A 14588-nucleotide genomic window follows, 5' to 3' on the forward strand; every position below is an offset into this window, starting at 1 on the left:
CTCTCTGGGGGCGTGTTCAGTGCCGGTCGTCCGCGACCCGCGCGGTGGCGTCCCGGACGGTGGCGCCGGCGGGGCCGGGCCGGTCGGCGTGGCGGGGGTGGCCGCGGCGCGCGGCGGTGGTGGGGCGGTCGCGGGGGAACAGGCCGCGCCGCTGCCACCGGCCCCCGGTCCCCGTCGCCTCCGGCGCGGGCCCGCAGCCGGGGTTTCCGGCGGACCGGGAGGCGTTCAGGACGATCCGTACCGGGACGCGCCCGGCGGACGGGAGGGCGGCGAGGCCGGTGGCGGGGAGGGGCCGGGCGCTGCCGGAACGCGGCGCGGGAACGCCGGCGTCCAGCGGCACCGGGCCCGTGGTCCGGTCCCGGTGCGCGGGGGCGTGGCGGGCGGCGAGGTGGCCGTCGAGCGGCCGGCCGGCGGGCACGGCCGGGCGGTCGCCGGTGACGTGGTCCGGCACGCCGGTCGGGGCCCGGCCGCCGCCGGCGACGGGCCGGAGGCCGCGCGGCCGGTGGTCGTGGGAGCAGTCCCGGCCCCGCTCACCCGGCGTCCGCGGCGAGGGGGCGGTGGGGTCCGGGCCGTCACCGGCGCCGGCCGTCGGGAGCACCAGCAGCCCGCGCCGGGCCGGAGCGTCCGTGCCGGAGCCGGCGGCGGAGTCCTGGCCGGCCCGGGTCCGCGCCGCGCCGGCGGCGCGGTCGGCCGGGTGCCGGGCGGCGGACACGGCGGCCCCCTCGGGGGCCGTGCCGGGCATGGCGGTCCCGGTGGGGGACCCGCCGGCCAGGAGTGCGGCGCCCGCCGCGGCGGAGCACACGGCGGACAGGGCGGTCGACGCGGTCCGGCGGTTCAATTCCTGCCTCCAGCGGGCGAGTTCCGTCTACGGGGGCCTTCCGGCCACGGACAGAACGCTAGGGAGGATCAGGCGCCGGATCGTCACCGCCGGGAGCGCACTTCGCTGTCGCTCACCTGGGGGACAGCGGGGCGGCGGGCGGGGTTCAGCGGGTCGCGGCGTATCCGGCGAGACCCTCCGCCATCCGCCGCATGAACCGGGTCAGGTACCACTGCCAGAACGGGCCGGTGAAGCGCGGCTTCGGCTCGAAGACAGCCGACCAGGTGAGGTCGGTGCCGCCGCCGGGGGCCTCGGCCAGGTCGACCGTGCCCCGGTAGGAGCGGAAGGGGCCGCCGAGGTTCTCGTAGACGAAACGGCGGTCGGGGACCAGTTCGACGACGCGCTCACGGGAGACGGCCCGGCCGGTGCGGAAGACGCGGATGTCACCGACGCCCTGCCGCCGGTCCGGGTCGCCTCCGTCGGCCGGTGCGGCGGCGTCGATCGGTGACCACGACGGCCAGGTCGAGGCGCGCAGCAGTACGTCGAAGACGGCACCGGGGGCCGCCGGGGAGTGGGCGGTGACGGAGTAGGAGTACGGCATGCGGTCACGCTAGGGCGGAGCCGGGCGGGCGGCCACGCTCCCGATTGCGCACCCGCCGGTCCGATCCTGCGGCGCCCTGGTCACCTCGCGCGGTACACCGACGGGCGGACGCCGACGTGTCTGAGGAACGCCGCGGACAGGGCGGCGGCGGAGGAGAAGCCGCAGCGCGCGGCGATGTCGTCGAGGGGGAGCCGGGTGCCGTCCAGCAGCCGCCGCGCCTGCGCCATGCGCAGCCGGGTCAGATACCGGTGCGGGGTCTCGCCGGTGGCCTCGCGGAAGACACGGAGGAAGTGGTAGGGGCTCAGGTGCGCCTCGGCGGCCAGGTCGGCGACGGTCAGCGGATCACCCGGCCGCTCCCTCATCAGCGCGATCGCCGCGCGGACCCCGGCGTGCTCCGGCCCCGGCAGCGGCCGGTCCCGGCCCCGGGACAGCAGGTGCGCGGTGAGGAACGCGGCGGCCGACTCCGCGTACAGGTCGCCCGCCGGCCCGGACACGGGCAGCGCCCGCATGATCTGCTCGACGACCGGGTCACCGGCCCCGAGGGCGGCGCGGAGTTCCTCGAAGTCCGGTTCCGGGTGGCCCAGTTCGGCGGCGGACCGTCGCACGGCGGCACGGGGCAGGTGGACCTGGACGCTGCGCAGCGGGGCGGCGGCGCGGTAGCCGCGGACGGTCGCCCGGCCGGGGAGCATCAGCTCCAGCCGGCCCGGGACCCAGCGCCGCCGGGTCTCCCGGCCCCCGTCGCGGGTGCGCATCACCGCGTCCCCGGCCGTGCAGAGCACCAGGTGCAGATCGGCCGTGCCGGGCAGCGGCAGCTCCTCCGCCCGGGGCGCGTGCGTGAAGCTCTGCACCAGCAGCGAGCGCCAGCCCGCCTCCTCCCAGCTGCAGAACGTCCGCCGCACGGACCGCTCCCGCCGGTCCGCGCCGCTGCCCGCGTACGGCGCGAGATCGAAGTCGGGCGAGTCGAACACGGCTTCAGACTAGGCGGCGTCCACGGGGAACGGCGGGCCGGGCGCGGGGCCCGGCGGCGCCGGCGGAGCAGGGCGGCCGTCCGGGCGGTGAGGACCGCGCCGGCGGCGGGGGTGCCCGCCGCCGCGCAGACGGTGGGGGCCGGCCGGGCGCAGGCGGTCCGGGGCAGGGTGCCGGCGCGGCGCATGGTCAGGCCGGCCGTGGTGGCGAGGTGGGTGGGGAAGAGGACCGGGAGCGGCCTGGGGAGGAGGCGGCGTGCCGTCCGTCACTACGGGCGGCGCGCGTCGAGGCGCACGCCCGGCCGCACGCGGACGTCCTCGTCCTCGTGTCCAGCCAGTACATCGAGCAGTCCCACGCCGCCCATCCGCTCGGCCTCGGCGGCGGCACCGGCGTCGGCCACCTGCTCCAGGACCGGGTCAGCGCGGCCGGCGAGTCCGCGGCCGCGGTCGTGCGGGTCGCCGGGTGCGCGGCGGTCGTGGACCCCGAGGTGGTCCGCCAGCTCCCGCACCGCCGGCACGACGCCCTCAGCCGCCTCACCCCGCGCGGGCGCGAGGTCCTCGCGCTGATGGCCGGGGGACGCGCCGACACGGGCATCGCAGGCCCTGTTCGTCACCGAGGCGGCGGTCGGCAAGCACGTCGGCGACATCCTCCAGACACTCGGACTCCCCGTGGACGGCCAGGGCCGCCGCCGGGTCCTGGCGGTGCCGGCGTGCCCGCGCGGCGGGTGACCGGACGGCCCCGCCGGCCCACCGGCCCGGGTCCCGGGACACGGGCCGGACGGCCCCGCCGGCACACCGGCCCGGGTCCCGGGGCAGACGCCCGGCTCCGCGACCGCCCGCTGACGAGGGACGGCGCCCCCGTGGAGTCCAGGTCCCTCGTCACGTGCGGCGGTGCCGGTCTCCTCTCGGGGCGGCCCCTGACAGCGGGGCGGTCGCTCACCGGGCGGACTCCGGCCACGGCCGGTTCCTCCGCCCGGGCCGTGTCCACGGTCCGTTCGGGACGGGTCCCGCCCTCGTCACCCGCGGCGAAGCCGCGCTGCTCGGTCGCGGTGACAGCCGCTGCGGACGACCTCCGCGACCCGCCGGACGGCCTCGGGCGACCCGGCGACGGTCAGGAGACTCCGCCTGTGCGACGGGAACGGAGCGCCCGTCACTGCGCTCCGCAGCGCCCCTCGGGGACCAGGGCGTGGCACGCGCGGCACAGCCGTCGCCCGTACGGTCCGTTCGGCCGCCGCGAGGAGTAGGCTCGAAAGACCGAGGACACGCCGCGCACGGGCATTCGCGCCTGTGTCGTCCACGGTGATCGACTACGCCGGGCCGGCTCGGCCGGCCCGGGGCTGGGTTCGCGTCATGACTGCGACCGTCTTCCCCCCGATGACCTCCGAAGGCCGGCGCCCCGCGTCCGCCGTGCGGCTGTCGCTCGCTCCCGCCGGTTCGGCCCCGGCCCTGCTGGACGGCGCCTGGTGGCCGCGCTCGCGTGATCTCGCCGCGGAACTGCCCGCCCTGGCGTCCGTGCTCGATCCGCTGTGGGGACGGATCACCCGGGTCACGGTGCATCCCGGGGAGTGGCCGGTCGTCCCGCGCAAGGTGCCCGTCACCGGGCACGTGGTCAAGGTGGGCTGGTTCCGCTTCGAGCAGGACCCGCACGAGTTGCTCCTGCTCTCCTACCACCTGGGCCGCTGGAACCTGCTGGTCATCCCCCCGGAGACGTCCCCGGCCGCGGCCGCCTGGCTGCTGGCCGCCGCCGGGGACCCGCGCCGCACCGCCACCGCGAGCCGCCTGATGGCGGACGCCGCGCACCTGACGGCGACCGCCGAGGCCGACGGCGCCGGGGAAGCGGCCTGGGAGTCCGAAGGGGGACAGGAAACCGGTGGTCCCGCCGTTCCCCCGCGAGGGGACGGAAACCGCCCGGAGAGGGTGTGAGGACGATGGACATCTTCCTGACGGTGCTCGTGCTGCTGGCGGTGATCGCGGTGGGCGCGTTCCTCATCCACCGGCTCAACGCGCAGCACGGCGTTCGGATCGCGGCCTTCCACTACGGACGCCGCGGTACGGCCGTACCGGACCGGAAGCCCCCTGACGGGCGGACCGGATGACCCCGGAGCCCTGAGAAGCCGGGGTGATCCCGCCCCGGACCGCTTGGCGAGTGCCTTCGCGGGACCCACCGAAAGAGGAGCCATGCCCCCTTCACGGTTCAGTGTCCGGCACCAGGACCGCGGAACGCGCGTGGCGATCACCGTCGTGGGCGACATCGACCTGACCACGGCACCGCTCGTGCGCGGCGCCCTGGCCCGGTGCCTGCCCGCCCGCACCGTCGACGTCGACCTCACGGGGATCGGCTTCCGCGACGTCAGCTCGCTGAACGTCTTCGTCGCGGCCGCGGAGGCCATCGGGCGGACCGGGGCGGTCCTGCGCCTGCACCGCCCGCCGGACTCCCTCGTCCGTGTCGTCCGGATCACCGGCTGCGCCCTCCACCTGAGCTCGCCGCGCCCAGCCGGCGAGGGGCGGGGGGAAGCCCTCCCCTCGCCCCTCGCCGGCTGAGCGGACCGGCTCAGGTCCCGGTGCGGGCCCGCCGCAGCGGTGCGCCGGCACGGTGCAGGCTGGTGAGCGCCAGCCGGTACGAGGCGATCAGCCCCGTCTCCGTGTAGTCCACGCCCAGTTCCCGGCAGTATCGCCGGACGATGGCACGGGCCTCGCGCAGGTTGGGACTGGGCATGCTCGGGAACAGGTGGTGCTCGATCTGGTGGTTCAGGCCGCCGAGCGCCAGGTCCGTGAACCAGCCGCCGTTGACGTTGCGGGAGGTGAGCACCTGGCGGCGGAGGAAGTCGGGCCGGTCGTCGGCCGACAGGATCGGCATGCCCTTGTGGTTGGGCGCGAAGACGGAACCGAGGTAGACGCCGAACAGACACTGGTGGACGGCGAGGAAGGCGACCGCCATGCCGGGCGGCAGGACCAGGAACAGGGCGGTCAGGTAGAGCGCGCAGTGCGCGAGCAGCAGGGCGCCGTCGAGGGTCCGGTGCTTGAGCCGGCGGTCGGCGAGCGCCCGTCCGCTCGACACGTGCAGGTTGAAGCCCTCCAGCGTGAGCAGGGGGAAGAACAGGAACGCCTGCCGGCGGCCGAGCAGACGGGGCAGACCGGTGGCGGCGAGGGCCTGGTCCGGGGACCAGACGAGCAGGTCGGGGCGGATGTCGGGGTCGAGGTCCTCGGTGTTGGGGTTGGCGTGGTGACGGGTGTGCTTGTCCTGCCACCAGCCGTAGCTCATGCCGATGGACGACGCGGCGATCCGCCCGGACACCTCGCTGGCCCGGCGGCGACGGAACACCTGGCGGTGGGCCATGTCATGGGCGACGAGGGCCACTTGCCCGTACAGGACGGCCATGAAGGCGGCGACCGCCAGGGTCCACCACGAGGGGCCGATGAGGACGAGCGCGAGCCATCCGGTGGCGTAGAGGCCGGCCACCGAGGTGATCCGTGCCGTGTAGTAGCCGGGGCGGCGCCCCAGCAGGCCGGCGTCCGCGATCTTCCTGGACAGCCGGGCGAAGTCACTGCCGGGGGTGCCGGAGCGCGGGGTGGTCGTGACCGTGGTCATGGGGGGAACTCTCTGAGGAGAAGGCGGAGGGCTCGCAGCGGCCCTCCTGGGCGGGGCCGGCGCGGGGACAGGGCGCGGGCGCGGGTGGGCCGGCGTCGCTACGGGTTCCGCCGCCGTGGGGAACGGGGAGCCGCGGCGCTCAGGCTTCTCCGTCGGTGCCGGGCGCGCGGTCGTCCAGCGCGGCGGTCATGAGGAGGCCCGCGGCTTCCTCCGTCGTATCGGGAGGGATCACCAGCAGGTCCCGGCGACCGTGCCCGGGGGAGAGCAGGATGACGGTGTCCGGGACGTGCGGAGTGGTGGCCTTGTGCAGGCGTACGACCTGGCCGGCGACGAACGTGCGCCCCGGCGCCGAGGACCAGGCCGTGGCGTCCACGGTGATGCCGGTGATGTCACCCCATGCGCTCGGCAGCGCGGCGAGCAGCGGCGGGAGCTGGGTCAGGAGGTCGCGGGAGTGCGGCCACCACACCCCGTCGAGCCGGCGCGGCAGCGGGCCGTGGGGCGCGAGACGCAGGCGGAGGAGGGGGTGGGACGGGGAGGAGGATGTGGTCCGGGCTGTGGTGGCCACGTGGGTACTTCCTGGTGAGCGTGGTGTGGGACGTCCGGAGGGACGGAAGGACGCGGCCCGGTGAGGGGACGACCGGTCGGGGTGGCGGGCGCTGAGCGGTCCGGGCCGCCGGATGCCGGGAACCCGGTCACGGCGGCCGGGGGTCGGCCTGCCCCGGGCGTTCCGTCGGTGGGTGGCGTGGTGGAGGCCGGGCCTGCCTCGCCGGGGAGAGCGGCGCTCGCGTCCACCGGGAGTGCGCGGGGGCGGGCGGGTGCGGCGGAGAGAAGGGCCCGTGCCGGGTGACGAGCCGCCGGGGGGCACCGGGGCGGAGCCGGTCCGCCACCGGCGTACGTGATGCCCTCGGTCCCCTCAGCCTACTCCTCGGCGTGTAAAGGCGGCGTGACGGTCGGTCAGCGACGCCCGGGGACCGGCGGACGCGTGCCCCCGGTCGCTCCGGCGGGTTCACGGTTGCCCTTGCGGGGAACGCCGCCGGAGCGTGACGGTCGGTCAGCGGCGCCCGGGGACCGGCGGACGCGTGCCCCCGGTCGCTCCGGCGGGGTCACGGTTGCCCTTGCGGGGAACGCCGCCGCCGTCCCGGGGCGGCGGCGTGCGCAGGGCGAGCAGGGCCACGTCGTCGGCGTTGCCGGGCGGCACGTGGGCGAGGATGTGGCCGCACAGCGCGTCCAGCGGTGCGTGGGCGACCGCGAGGGCGTCCCGGCGCAGCCGCTCCAGGCCCGTGTCGAGGTCGCTGCCCGGTGTCTCGACGAGGCCGTCGGTGTACAGCAGCAGGGTGGAGCCGGGCTCCAGGGGGTGGGTGGCGTCGGGCCGGCCCGTGCCGGGGGCCGAATCCGTCCCGAGGAGCAGTCCTTGGCCGGCCTCCAGGTAGCACGCCGTGCCGTCCGGCGAGAGGAGCAGCGGAGGCGGGTGTCCCGCACTGGTCCAGTGGAGCGTCCACGGCCCCGTTTCCGGGTCGCCCTCGACCCGGGCGAGGATCAGGGTGGCGAGCGGGACGGTGGTGATGACGGGCATGGCGGCGTCCAGCCGGTCGACGACGGCACCGGGCGGCCCGGTGTGGTCCCAGGCCAGGGAGCGCAGGATGCCGTGGAGCTGTGCCATGCCGGCCGCCGCGGTCAGGTCATGGCCCACGACGTCGCCGATGACCAGCGCGAGTGCGCCGTCCTGCAGCGTGAAGGCGTCGTACCAGTCCCCGCCGACCTGCGAGCCCGCCGGGGCGGGCTGGTAGCGGGCGGCCAGCCGGAGGCGGCCGGGCCGGGGCAGCGGGGCGAGCAGGTTGCGCTGCATGGCCTCGGCGACGGCGCGCTGACGGCCGTAGCGACGGGTGTGGTCGAGGACCACGCCGACCCGGCGGCCGACGTCGCCCACCGCCGCCAGGTCGCCGTCGTCGAAGGGGTGCGCCGGGTCGGTGCGCACCACCGTCAGCGCCCCGGTGACCCGGTCGCCGGCGCCGAGCGGCACCGTGACGGCGGAGGTCGCGCCCACGGCACCCAGGAACCCGTGGTGGAGGGCGGCCAGAGGGGAGTGTCCCGCGGCCGGCGGGGCGGCCGTCACCCGTCCCTGGAGCACGGACTCACCCAGGGTCAGCACCCGGCCCAGAGGGGAGGCGTCGGCCTCACCGGGTTCCGGCACACGGGCGCGCCGGCCCTCGAACCCGGCGTGCCGCCCCTCGGGACCGGTCACCGCCACCCGGTGGATCTCCCCGGTACCGGTCCGCAGGTCCACGGCCGCCCAGTCGGCGAGACGGGGCACCAGCAGGCGCACCAGGCGGGCCAGGGCCTCGTCGGTCTCCAGGGTCTGCCCCAGGACGTCCGTGATCTCGGCGACCAGGGACAGCCGCTCGTTGAGATCCTCCAGCGCGCGTGTGCGCGCCGTCCGCTCCCGGTGGAGGCGGCGGTCCCCGGTGGCGTCCGTGAACAGGAGGGCCATGCCCCTGACGGAGCCGGCCTCCGTCAACGGGGAGGCGGACCAGGAGACCGCGAGCAGGCGGCCGTCGCCCCGCAGGTAGGTGCCGCCCTCGCCGCGCGCCCCGTACCCCCCGGCCAGCGCGCGCAGCAACGGGCACCGGTCCCGCGGCACCTCGTCGCCGTCCGCGTCCCGGTGCAGCAGGTCGTGCGCGTCCGCGCCCCGCATCGCCGTGGCCGTACGGCCCAGCAGCCGCTCGGCCGCCGGATTCGCCGCGACGACCCGTCCGGCGGTGTCGAGCACCAGCAGGGCCGCTCCGAGCTGTTCGACGACCTGCCGCCAGTACTCCGGCCCCATGCCCTCTCCCACCGCGCCACGCATCGGACCCTCCGGACCGCCTGCCTCCCACGGTCCTCCGGCTCGGGCCCGCTCGCAGGGCGAACGGGGGTGATCGTAGCGCGATACCGCGATCGTGGACCGAAGGGGCAAAATAGAACAAAGGGCTCTTGTGGGGAGGTCCCGTCATGGAACCCTGGCTGGTCTGGCTGATCGTCGCGGCGGTCCTGGCCGTACTGGAGATCTGCACCCTGACCGTCGTGTTCGGCCTGCTGGGCGTGGCCGCCGCGTTCACCGCGGGGTTCGCGGCGGCCGGGCTCGCCCTGCCCTTCCAGTTCGTGGCGTACGCCGTCCTCGCGGTGGCCTCGGTGCTGTTCGTACGCCCGGTCGCCCTGCGCCACCTCCGCCCCTCGCACACCGCGCGCTTCGGCACCGACGCGCTGGTCGGGCGGGCGGCCCGCACCGTCACCGAGGTCACCGGCACCGACGGCCGGGTCCGGATCGACGGCGAGGAGTGGACCGCCCGCTGCTACGACGAGACGCTGGCCGTCCCGGCCGGAGCGACCGTCGACGTCATAGAGATCAGAGGCGCCACCGCGCTCGTCTACCCCCGGGACTGAACGATGGACATCTCCGCTTCCCTGATCGCCGGGCTGATCGTCGCCGTCTTCGCGGTCGTCACGCTGGTACGGGCGGTCCGCATCGTCCCCCAGGCACGCGCCCGCAACGTGGAGCGGCTCGGCCGCTACCACCGCACCCTGAACCCCGGCCTCAGCCTCGTCATCCCCTACATCGACCGGGTGCACCCGCTGATCGACCTGCGGGAACAGGTCGTCTCGTTCAAGCCGCAGCCGGTCATCACCGAGGACAACCTGGTCGTCGAGATCGACACCGTCCTGTACTTCCAGGTCACCGACCCGCGGGCGGCCTTCTACGAGATCGCCGACTTCCTCCAGGGCGTCGAGCAGCTCACGGTGACCACCTTGCGCAACGTCGTCGGCTCCATGGACCTGGAGAAGACCCTCACCTCGCGCGACACCATCAACAGCCAGCTGCGGGGCGTCCTGGACGAGGCCACCGGCAAGTGGGGGCTCAGGGTCAACCGCGTGGAGATCAAGGCCATCGACCCCCCGCAGTCGATCAAGGACGCGATGCAGAAGCAGATGCGCGCCGAGCGGGACAAGCGGGCCGCGATCCTCGGCGCCGAGGGCCAGCGCCAGTCGCAGATCCTCACGGCGGAGGGCGACAAGCAGGCCGCCGTGCTGCGCGCCGAGGGCGGCCGGACGGCCGCGATCCTCCAGGCCGAGGGGCAGTCCCGGGCCGTCGACGAGGTCTTCCAGGCCGTGCACCGCAACGACCCCGACCCCAAGCTGCTCGCCTACCAGTACCTCCAGACCCTGCCCCAGCTCGCCCAGGGCGAGGGCAACACCTTCTGGGTGGTCCCCAGCGAGATCACCGCCGCGCTCCAGGGCGTGTCCCGGGCCTTCAGCGAGGTGCTGCCGCCCTCCCCGGCCACCCGCGACCGGCCCGCCGGCGACACCCCCGCCGCCGAGGCCGCGAACGACACGGCCCGCGCGGCCCAGGCCGCCGCCGAGGCCCTCGCCGACGCGGCCGAGGCCGACGCGACCGCGCCCGCGGGCACCGGCGGCACCGCTCAGCGGACGGGGAAGCCGAAGGAGTAGCCCCGCTCCTTCAGCCAGGGCAGGACGCGGCGCAGCGCCTCGACGGTCTGGGAGCGTTCGCCGCCCGCGTCGTGGAAGAGCAGCGTCGGCCCGTTGGACAGCTCCCGCTCGACGGTGGCGACGATGGCGTCCGCGCCCGGCAGTTCCCAGTCCTCGGTGTCCACGTTCCAGCCCAGCGGGCGCATGCCGCGGGAGGCGGCCAGCTCGCGGCTGTAGGGGGTGAAGGCTCCGCCGGGCGCCCGGTAGTACGCCGGCCGGACGCCCCCGGACGCCTCGGTGATCATGCGTTCGGCGTCGAGGATCTCCCGTGACTGGTACGCCTCGGACTTCCGGTCCATGGCGGTGTCGTGGGACACGGTGTGGTCGCACAGCCGGTGCCCGGCCGCGACCACCTGCTTCACCAGGTCCGGATACGCCCGCGCCTGCGTCCCCACCATGCAGAACGTGGCCTTGACGCCGTACTCCCGCAGGAGGTCGAGGACCTGCGGCGTCCACACCGGGTCCGGCCCGTCGTCGATGGTGATGTTGACGCCGCGCGGACCCCGGTCGGAGGCGTGCGCGATGGTCACGTCGACCGGCGCGGCGGCGCCGTCCGGTGTGGCGGAGGCCGTCGCCCGCCGGGGTGCGGAGCCCGCGGAGCCGGCCTGCGCCGTCCACATCGACGCGCCGGCCGCCAGCAGCGTCACCCCGAGCGCCGCCCCGATCACCTTGCCGTACCAGCCGCGCCGGCCGTCGTGCCGTGCCATGTCCGCCCCGCCTTCACCGTCGCCGTCGTCTCCCGGCCACGCCGAGATCCACTTCGCCGACGAGGACGGCGGAGGACGGCCCGGGGCTGCGTCCGTTACCGATCACGGACGGTTCCGGCGGGGTTCGGGGACACGGTGACGGCCGGGCCGGCGCCCACCGGAGGTCTCCTCCGGCACCCGGTGCGGGAAGCGCGAAGGGCGGGTGATCGCTCACCCGCCCTTCGCGTCCGTGGCTCCGGCTCCGTGCGCGCTAGGGCCGGATGACGGCGCGCACGCAGCCGTCCGTCTTCTCCTTGAACATGTCGTACGCCCGCGGGGCCTCGTCCAGGGAGAGCGTGTGGGTCGCCAGCTGGGCCGTCTCGATCTCACCGGCGGCCAGCCGCTCCAGCAGCATCGGGATGTAGCGCTGCCCGTGCATCTGGGCGCCGCGCACGGTGAGCCCCTTGTTGACGACCGCGCCCAGCGGGAACTTGTCGACCGCGCCCGCGAAGACGCCCAGGACGAAGACGGTGCCGGCCTTGCGGCAGGCGTGGATGGCCTGCCGTACGGCGGTGGGCCGGTCGGTCTGGAGCCGGAGCTGCTGCTTGGCCTGGTCGTACAGGTGCATCGGGCCGTCGCTGTGGGCCTCCATGCCGACGGCCTCGATGCAGACGTCGGGGCCGCGCCCGCCGGTGCGTTCGCGCAGCTCGGCGGCGACGTCCGTGGCGGTGTAGTCGAGGGCCTCGGACCCGGCGTACCGCTCGGCCATGGCCAGGCGCTCCGGGACGCGGTCGATGGAGAAGACCCGTTCCGCGCCTTTGAGGACGGCGGCCCTGGCGGCCATCTGGCCGACCGCGCCGCAGCCCCAGACGGCGACCACGTCACCGGGCTTCACACCCGCCAGGTCGGCGCCCATCCACCCGGTCGGCACCGAGTCGGAGACGAACAGGGCGCTGGTGTCGTCGATGCCCTCGGGGACCTTGAAGGCGCCGTAGTCCGCGAAGGGGACGCGGACGTACTCGGCGTGGCTGCCGCGCAGGCCGCCCATCGCGTGCGAGTAGCCGAAGATGCCGGCGGTCTCGTAGCCGAACAGGGCCTGTCCGATGCCGGGGTTGGTGTTGGTGTTGTCGCACAGGGACCACAGGTCGTTGGCGCAGTACCAGCAGCGTCCGCAGCCGACGAAGGAGCAGACGACGACGCGGTCGCCCACCCGGTGCCGGCGCACCGCGGACCCGGTCTCGACGACCTCGCCGACGAACTCGTGGCCGATCACGTCCCCGGCCCGCATGGCCGGGATGTACCCGCCGATGAGGTGCAGGTCGGACCCGCAGGTGGTGCCCGCGATCAACCGCACGATGATGTCCTGGTCGTTGCGCGGCTCCGGGTCCGGCACCTGCTCGACGGACAGCTTGTTCACGCCTTCCCAGCACAGCGCCTTCACAGCACTCCCTCCCCACCGGAGCGGCGGGTGACCATCCCGACCAGCTTGCCGCCGGGCGTGGGCCGGGTCGTCGGCGGCGCGTCGGGCCGCAGCACCTCACCCGCCTCCAGCAGCGCCTTCGCCTCGCGCAGCGCCCGCCGCAGCTCCTGCCGGGGGTCCTGCCCGGCCAGCCGCGCGGGCAGCGAGGCCGACGCGGGCGGCACGGGCTCCTTGTAGCGGGCGGCCAGTTCCGTGCCCCGGTCGCCCGGGGCGGGCCGCACCTGTACGTCGATCAGGTCCGCGAGGCCGTCCAGAGGCGGCGGCGGCTTGCCTTCCGATCCCACGTCGGCGGGCTGCCGGTACACGCTCACGGTCAGCCAGCGGTCACCCGCCCGGTCGTCCGTCCCGTTCCCCGCCCGAGCCCGGCGTACGGCCGCCGCACCGGCCGCGACGACCGGAACCGCCCACCACAGCTTCTTCATGGCACCCTCCGCCTTCACGCCCGGGCCCGGCGGACCCGCCTCCGGCGCCGGGTTACCCCGGCCACCGGAACGAAACGGCACCCTCCGGACGGCGAGGCGTGTCCGCCGGGCCGGTGGACGAGGCGTTTCCGCCGGGCCGGTGGACGCGTGCCCGCCGGGCCGGTACACCGCGGACCCCGCGGGTACCCGTCCACCGCCCGTGCCGCCGTACCGCCCGCCCGCACGGCTCATGAAAGGGGAGCGGCATGCCCGCCCACCACGAACAGCACCCCGCCCTTCCCTCGGTCTCCCGGCAGAGCCCGGCCGAACTGGGCGGGCCGGGCAGCGTCCTGCTCAGGCAGCGGCGCGACCACGCCGAGCTGGACCGCCTCATGAACGCCCACCGGGCGGCCGCCCCCGGCGGACCGGAACGCGACCGCCTCTGGCACGACTTCGTACGGCTCGTCTTCAGCCACGCCTTCGCCGAGGAGACGGTCCTCTGGCCGGTGCTGCGCCGGGTCGCCCCGGACGGCGAGGAACTGACCGCCCGGGTCGAGGAGGAGCACCAGGCCGTCAACGACCTGCTCGCGCGCGTCGAGAAGGCGCCCGGGGACCCGCGCCGCCAGGAGTGGGCCGAGGAGGCGTTCCGCTTCGTACGGGAGGACATCAGGGACGAGGAGGACGTCCTCCTGCCCCGCCTGCGCGCCGCACTGGACGACCGTCAGCTGCGCCGGGTCGGCGCGGCCTGGGAGGCGGTACGGCTGTCCGCCCCCACGCACCCGCACCCCGCCGTCTCCCGCCGCCCGCCCGGCAACGCCCTCGCCGGCATCCCCCTGAGCGGCTTCGACCGCCTGCGCGACCGGTTCCCGACGGCCGGCCCCACGGCCAGGCGCACAGCCCTGGCACTGGGCGCGCTCGCCGCCACGTGCGCCGTGGTCCTCGGAGCACGGCGCACGTCCCGCCGCCGCTGACCCCCACCGCTCGCCGACGGCCCACGCGACGCGGGACCGGCCCTCGCGCGGGGCGGGTTCATCGCGTCGAGGTCCGCGTCCGCCCGCGGCTCCGTACGGTCCGCACCGTCGAGGAGCCGACCGCGGCTCTGCCGGCGGACAGCGGCACCCGCGGGAACCGCCTGCCGCGCCCCTGCCGGCTGTCCCGGTACCGGCGGACGGGTGCGGTACTTCGATGCGTCGGGACTCGACATGCCCGATGCGGGCACGTCATGTCCCCCATGCCCCTTTCGGGCATCGGCGCAGGCGACTGGCATTCATGAAAGCGAATGAGTGAACAGCCGCACCGCCCGGTGTCTTCCGCTGGAGGGCGCACGAGGCGATGACCGCGGTGAGCGCGGCGACCGTGGTGCGGATCGTGTCCCCCAGCGCCGCGGCCGGGCCCTGGTCCTCGGCGATCGCGGCCGGGCGGTCCCCGGTCCGGCTCGGTCCCCGCGCCGAGTGCCTGCTCGGGAAGGGGAACGCGCCACCGTAAGTCGTGGGTCCGCAGACGCCCGCCCTTCACCGGCGTCGTGCGG

The 14588-nt window shown here is 75.9% G+C and carries 16 protein-coding genes; 6 read left to right on the top strand and 10 right to left on the bottom strand.

What is annotated here, in order from left to right; all coding sequences use genetic code 11:
* Positions 1-16 precede the first annotated feature (16 nt).
* The 4 genes from Sdagh_RS22065 to Sdagh_RS22080 form a co-directional block, all read right to left on the bottom strand.
* The gene (locus Sdagh_RS22065; RefSeq protein WP_190078283.1) at positions 17-838 is read right to left on the bottom strand and encodes a hypothetical protein; all 822 of its coding nucleotides are present in this window, start codon (positions 836-838) and stop codon (positions 17-19) included.
* Positions 839-983: 145 nt separating this feature from the next.
* Entirely contained in the window at positions 984-1418 is a 435-nt protein-coding gene (locus tag Sdagh_RS22070; protein WP_189416511.1) for an SRPBCC family protein, read from the bottom strand.
* Between the two features lie 80 nt (positions 1419-1498).
* The gene (locus Sdagh_RS22075; RefSeq protein WP_190078284.1) at positions 1499-2386 is read right to left on the bottom strand and encodes an AraC family transcriptional regulator; all 888 of its coding nucleotides are present in this window, start codon (positions 2384-2386) and stop codon (positions 1499-1501) included.
* A 266-nt stretch (positions 2387-2652) separates the two neighbouring features.
* The gene (locus Sdagh_RS22080; protein ID WP_190078285.1) at positions 2653-2997 is read right to left on the bottom strand and encodes a hypothetical protein; all 345 of its coding nucleotides are present in this window, start codon (positions 2995-2997) and stop codon (positions 2653-2655) included.
* A 736-nt stretch (positions 2998-3733) separates the two neighbouring features.
* On the opposite strand from Sdagh_RS22080, the gene Sdagh_RS22085 reads away from it, so the two are divergent.
* From Sdagh_RS22085 to Sdagh_RS22095, 3 genes are all read left to right on the top strand, one after another.
* The gene (locus Sdagh_RS22085; protein ID WP_189416504.1) at positions 3734-4306 is read left to right on the top strand and encodes a DUF5994 family protein; all 573 of its coding nucleotides are present in this window, start codon (positions 3734-3736) and stop codon (positions 4304-4306) included.
* A 5-nt stretch (positions 4307-4311) separates the two neighbouring features.
* The gene (locus tag Sdagh_RS22090) at positions 4312-4479 is read left to right on the top strand and encodes a hypothetical protein (protein WP_189417296.1); all 168 of its coding nucleotides are present in this window, start codon (positions 4312-4314) and stop codon (positions 4477-4479) included.
* A 130-nt stretch (positions 4480-4609) separates the two neighbouring features.
* Positions 4610-4924, top strand: a complete 315-nt coding sequence (locus Sdagh_RS22095) for an STAS domain-containing protein (RefSeq protein ID WP_189416503.1) — start codon at positions 4610-4612, stop codon at positions 4922-4924.
* Positions 4925-4934: 10 nt separating this feature from the next.
* Here Sdagh_RS22095 and Sdagh_RS22100 read toward each other — a convergent pair whose 3' ends face one another.
* From Sdagh_RS22100 to Sdagh_RS22110, 3 genes are all read right to left on the bottom strand, one after another.
* Entirely contained in the window at positions 4935-5972 is a 1038-nt protein-coding gene (locus tag Sdagh_RS22100; RefSeq protein ID WP_190078286.1) for a fatty acid desaturase family protein, read from the bottom strand.
* A 139-nt stretch (positions 5973-6111) separates the two neighbouring features.
* Complete coding sequence (locus Sdagh_RS22105) at positions 6112-6537, bottom strand: DUF5994 family protein (protein WP_189416496.1); 426 nt, start codon at positions 6535-6537, stop codon at positions 6112-6114.
* 486 nt (positions 6538-7023) lie between these two features.
* On the bottom strand, positions 7024-8817 hold the full coding sequence (locus tag Sdagh_RS22110; RefSeq protein WP_189416494.1) for a SpoIIE family protein phosphatase: 1794 nt from the start codon (positions 8815-8817) through the stop codon (positions 7024-7026).
* Between the two features lie 143 nt (positions 8818-8960).
* Here Sdagh_RS22110 and Sdagh_RS22120 point away from each other — a divergent pair, with 143 nt between their 5' ends.
* Both Sdagh_RS22120 and Sdagh_RS22125 read left to right on the top strand, forming a co-directional pair.
* On the top strand, positions 8961-9392 hold the full coding sequence (locus Sdagh_RS22120; RefSeq protein ID WP_189416489.1) for an NfeD family protein: 432 nt from the start codon (positions 8961-8963) through the stop codon (positions 9390-9392).
* Between the two features lie 3 nt (positions 9393-9395).
* Positions 9396-10454 carry an SPFH domain-containing protein gene (locus Sdagh_RS22125; RefSeq protein WP_189416486.1) on the top strand — a complete coding sequence of 353 codons (1059 nt, stop codon included), beginning with the start codon at positions 9396-9398 and terminating at the stop codon, positions 10452-10454.
* Here Sdagh_RS22125 and Sdagh_RS22130 read toward each other — a convergent pair.
* The 3 genes from Sdagh_RS22130 to Sdagh_RS22140 form a co-directional block, all read right to left on the bottom strand.
* Positions 10427-11200 carry a polysaccharide deacetylase family protein gene (locus Sdagh_RS22130; RefSeq protein WP_189416483.1) on the bottom strand — a complete coding sequence of 258 codons (774 nt, stop codon included), beginning with the start codon at positions 11198-11200 and terminating at the stop codon, positions 10427-10429. The genes Sdagh_RS22125 and Sdagh_RS22130 overlap by 28 nt on opposite strands.
* Before the next feature lie 250 nt (positions 11201-11450).
* On the bottom strand, positions 11451-12620 hold the full coding sequence (locus tag Sdagh_RS22135; protein ID WP_189416480.1) for a zinc-dependent alcohol dehydrogenase: 1170 nt from the start codon (positions 12618-12620) through the stop codon (positions 11451-11453).
* Positions 12617-13081: a hypothetical protein gene (locus Sdagh_RS22140; protein WP_189416476.1), complete on the bottom strand. Its 465-nt coding sequence runs from the start codon at positions 13079-13081 to the stop codon at positions 12617-12619. The genes Sdagh_RS22135 and Sdagh_RS22140 overlap by 4 nt, the downstream gene beginning before the upstream one ends.
* A 245-nt stretch (positions 13082-13326) precedes the next feature.
* On the opposite strand from Sdagh_RS22140, the gene Sdagh_RS22145 reads away from it, so the two are divergent.
* Positions 13327-14031 (top strand): hemerythrin domain-containing protein, encoded by a 705-nt coding sequence (locus Sdagh_RS22145; protein WP_190078287.1) that lies wholly within the window; start codon positions 13327-13329, stop codon positions 14029-14031.
* Positions 14032-14588 lie beyond the last annotated feature (557 nt).

The sequence above is a fragment of the Streptomyces daghestanicus genome, from assembly GCF_020521275.1.
GTDB lineage: Bacteria > Actinomycetota > Actinomycetes > Streptomycetales > Streptomycetaceae > Streptomyces > Streptomyces griseoviridis.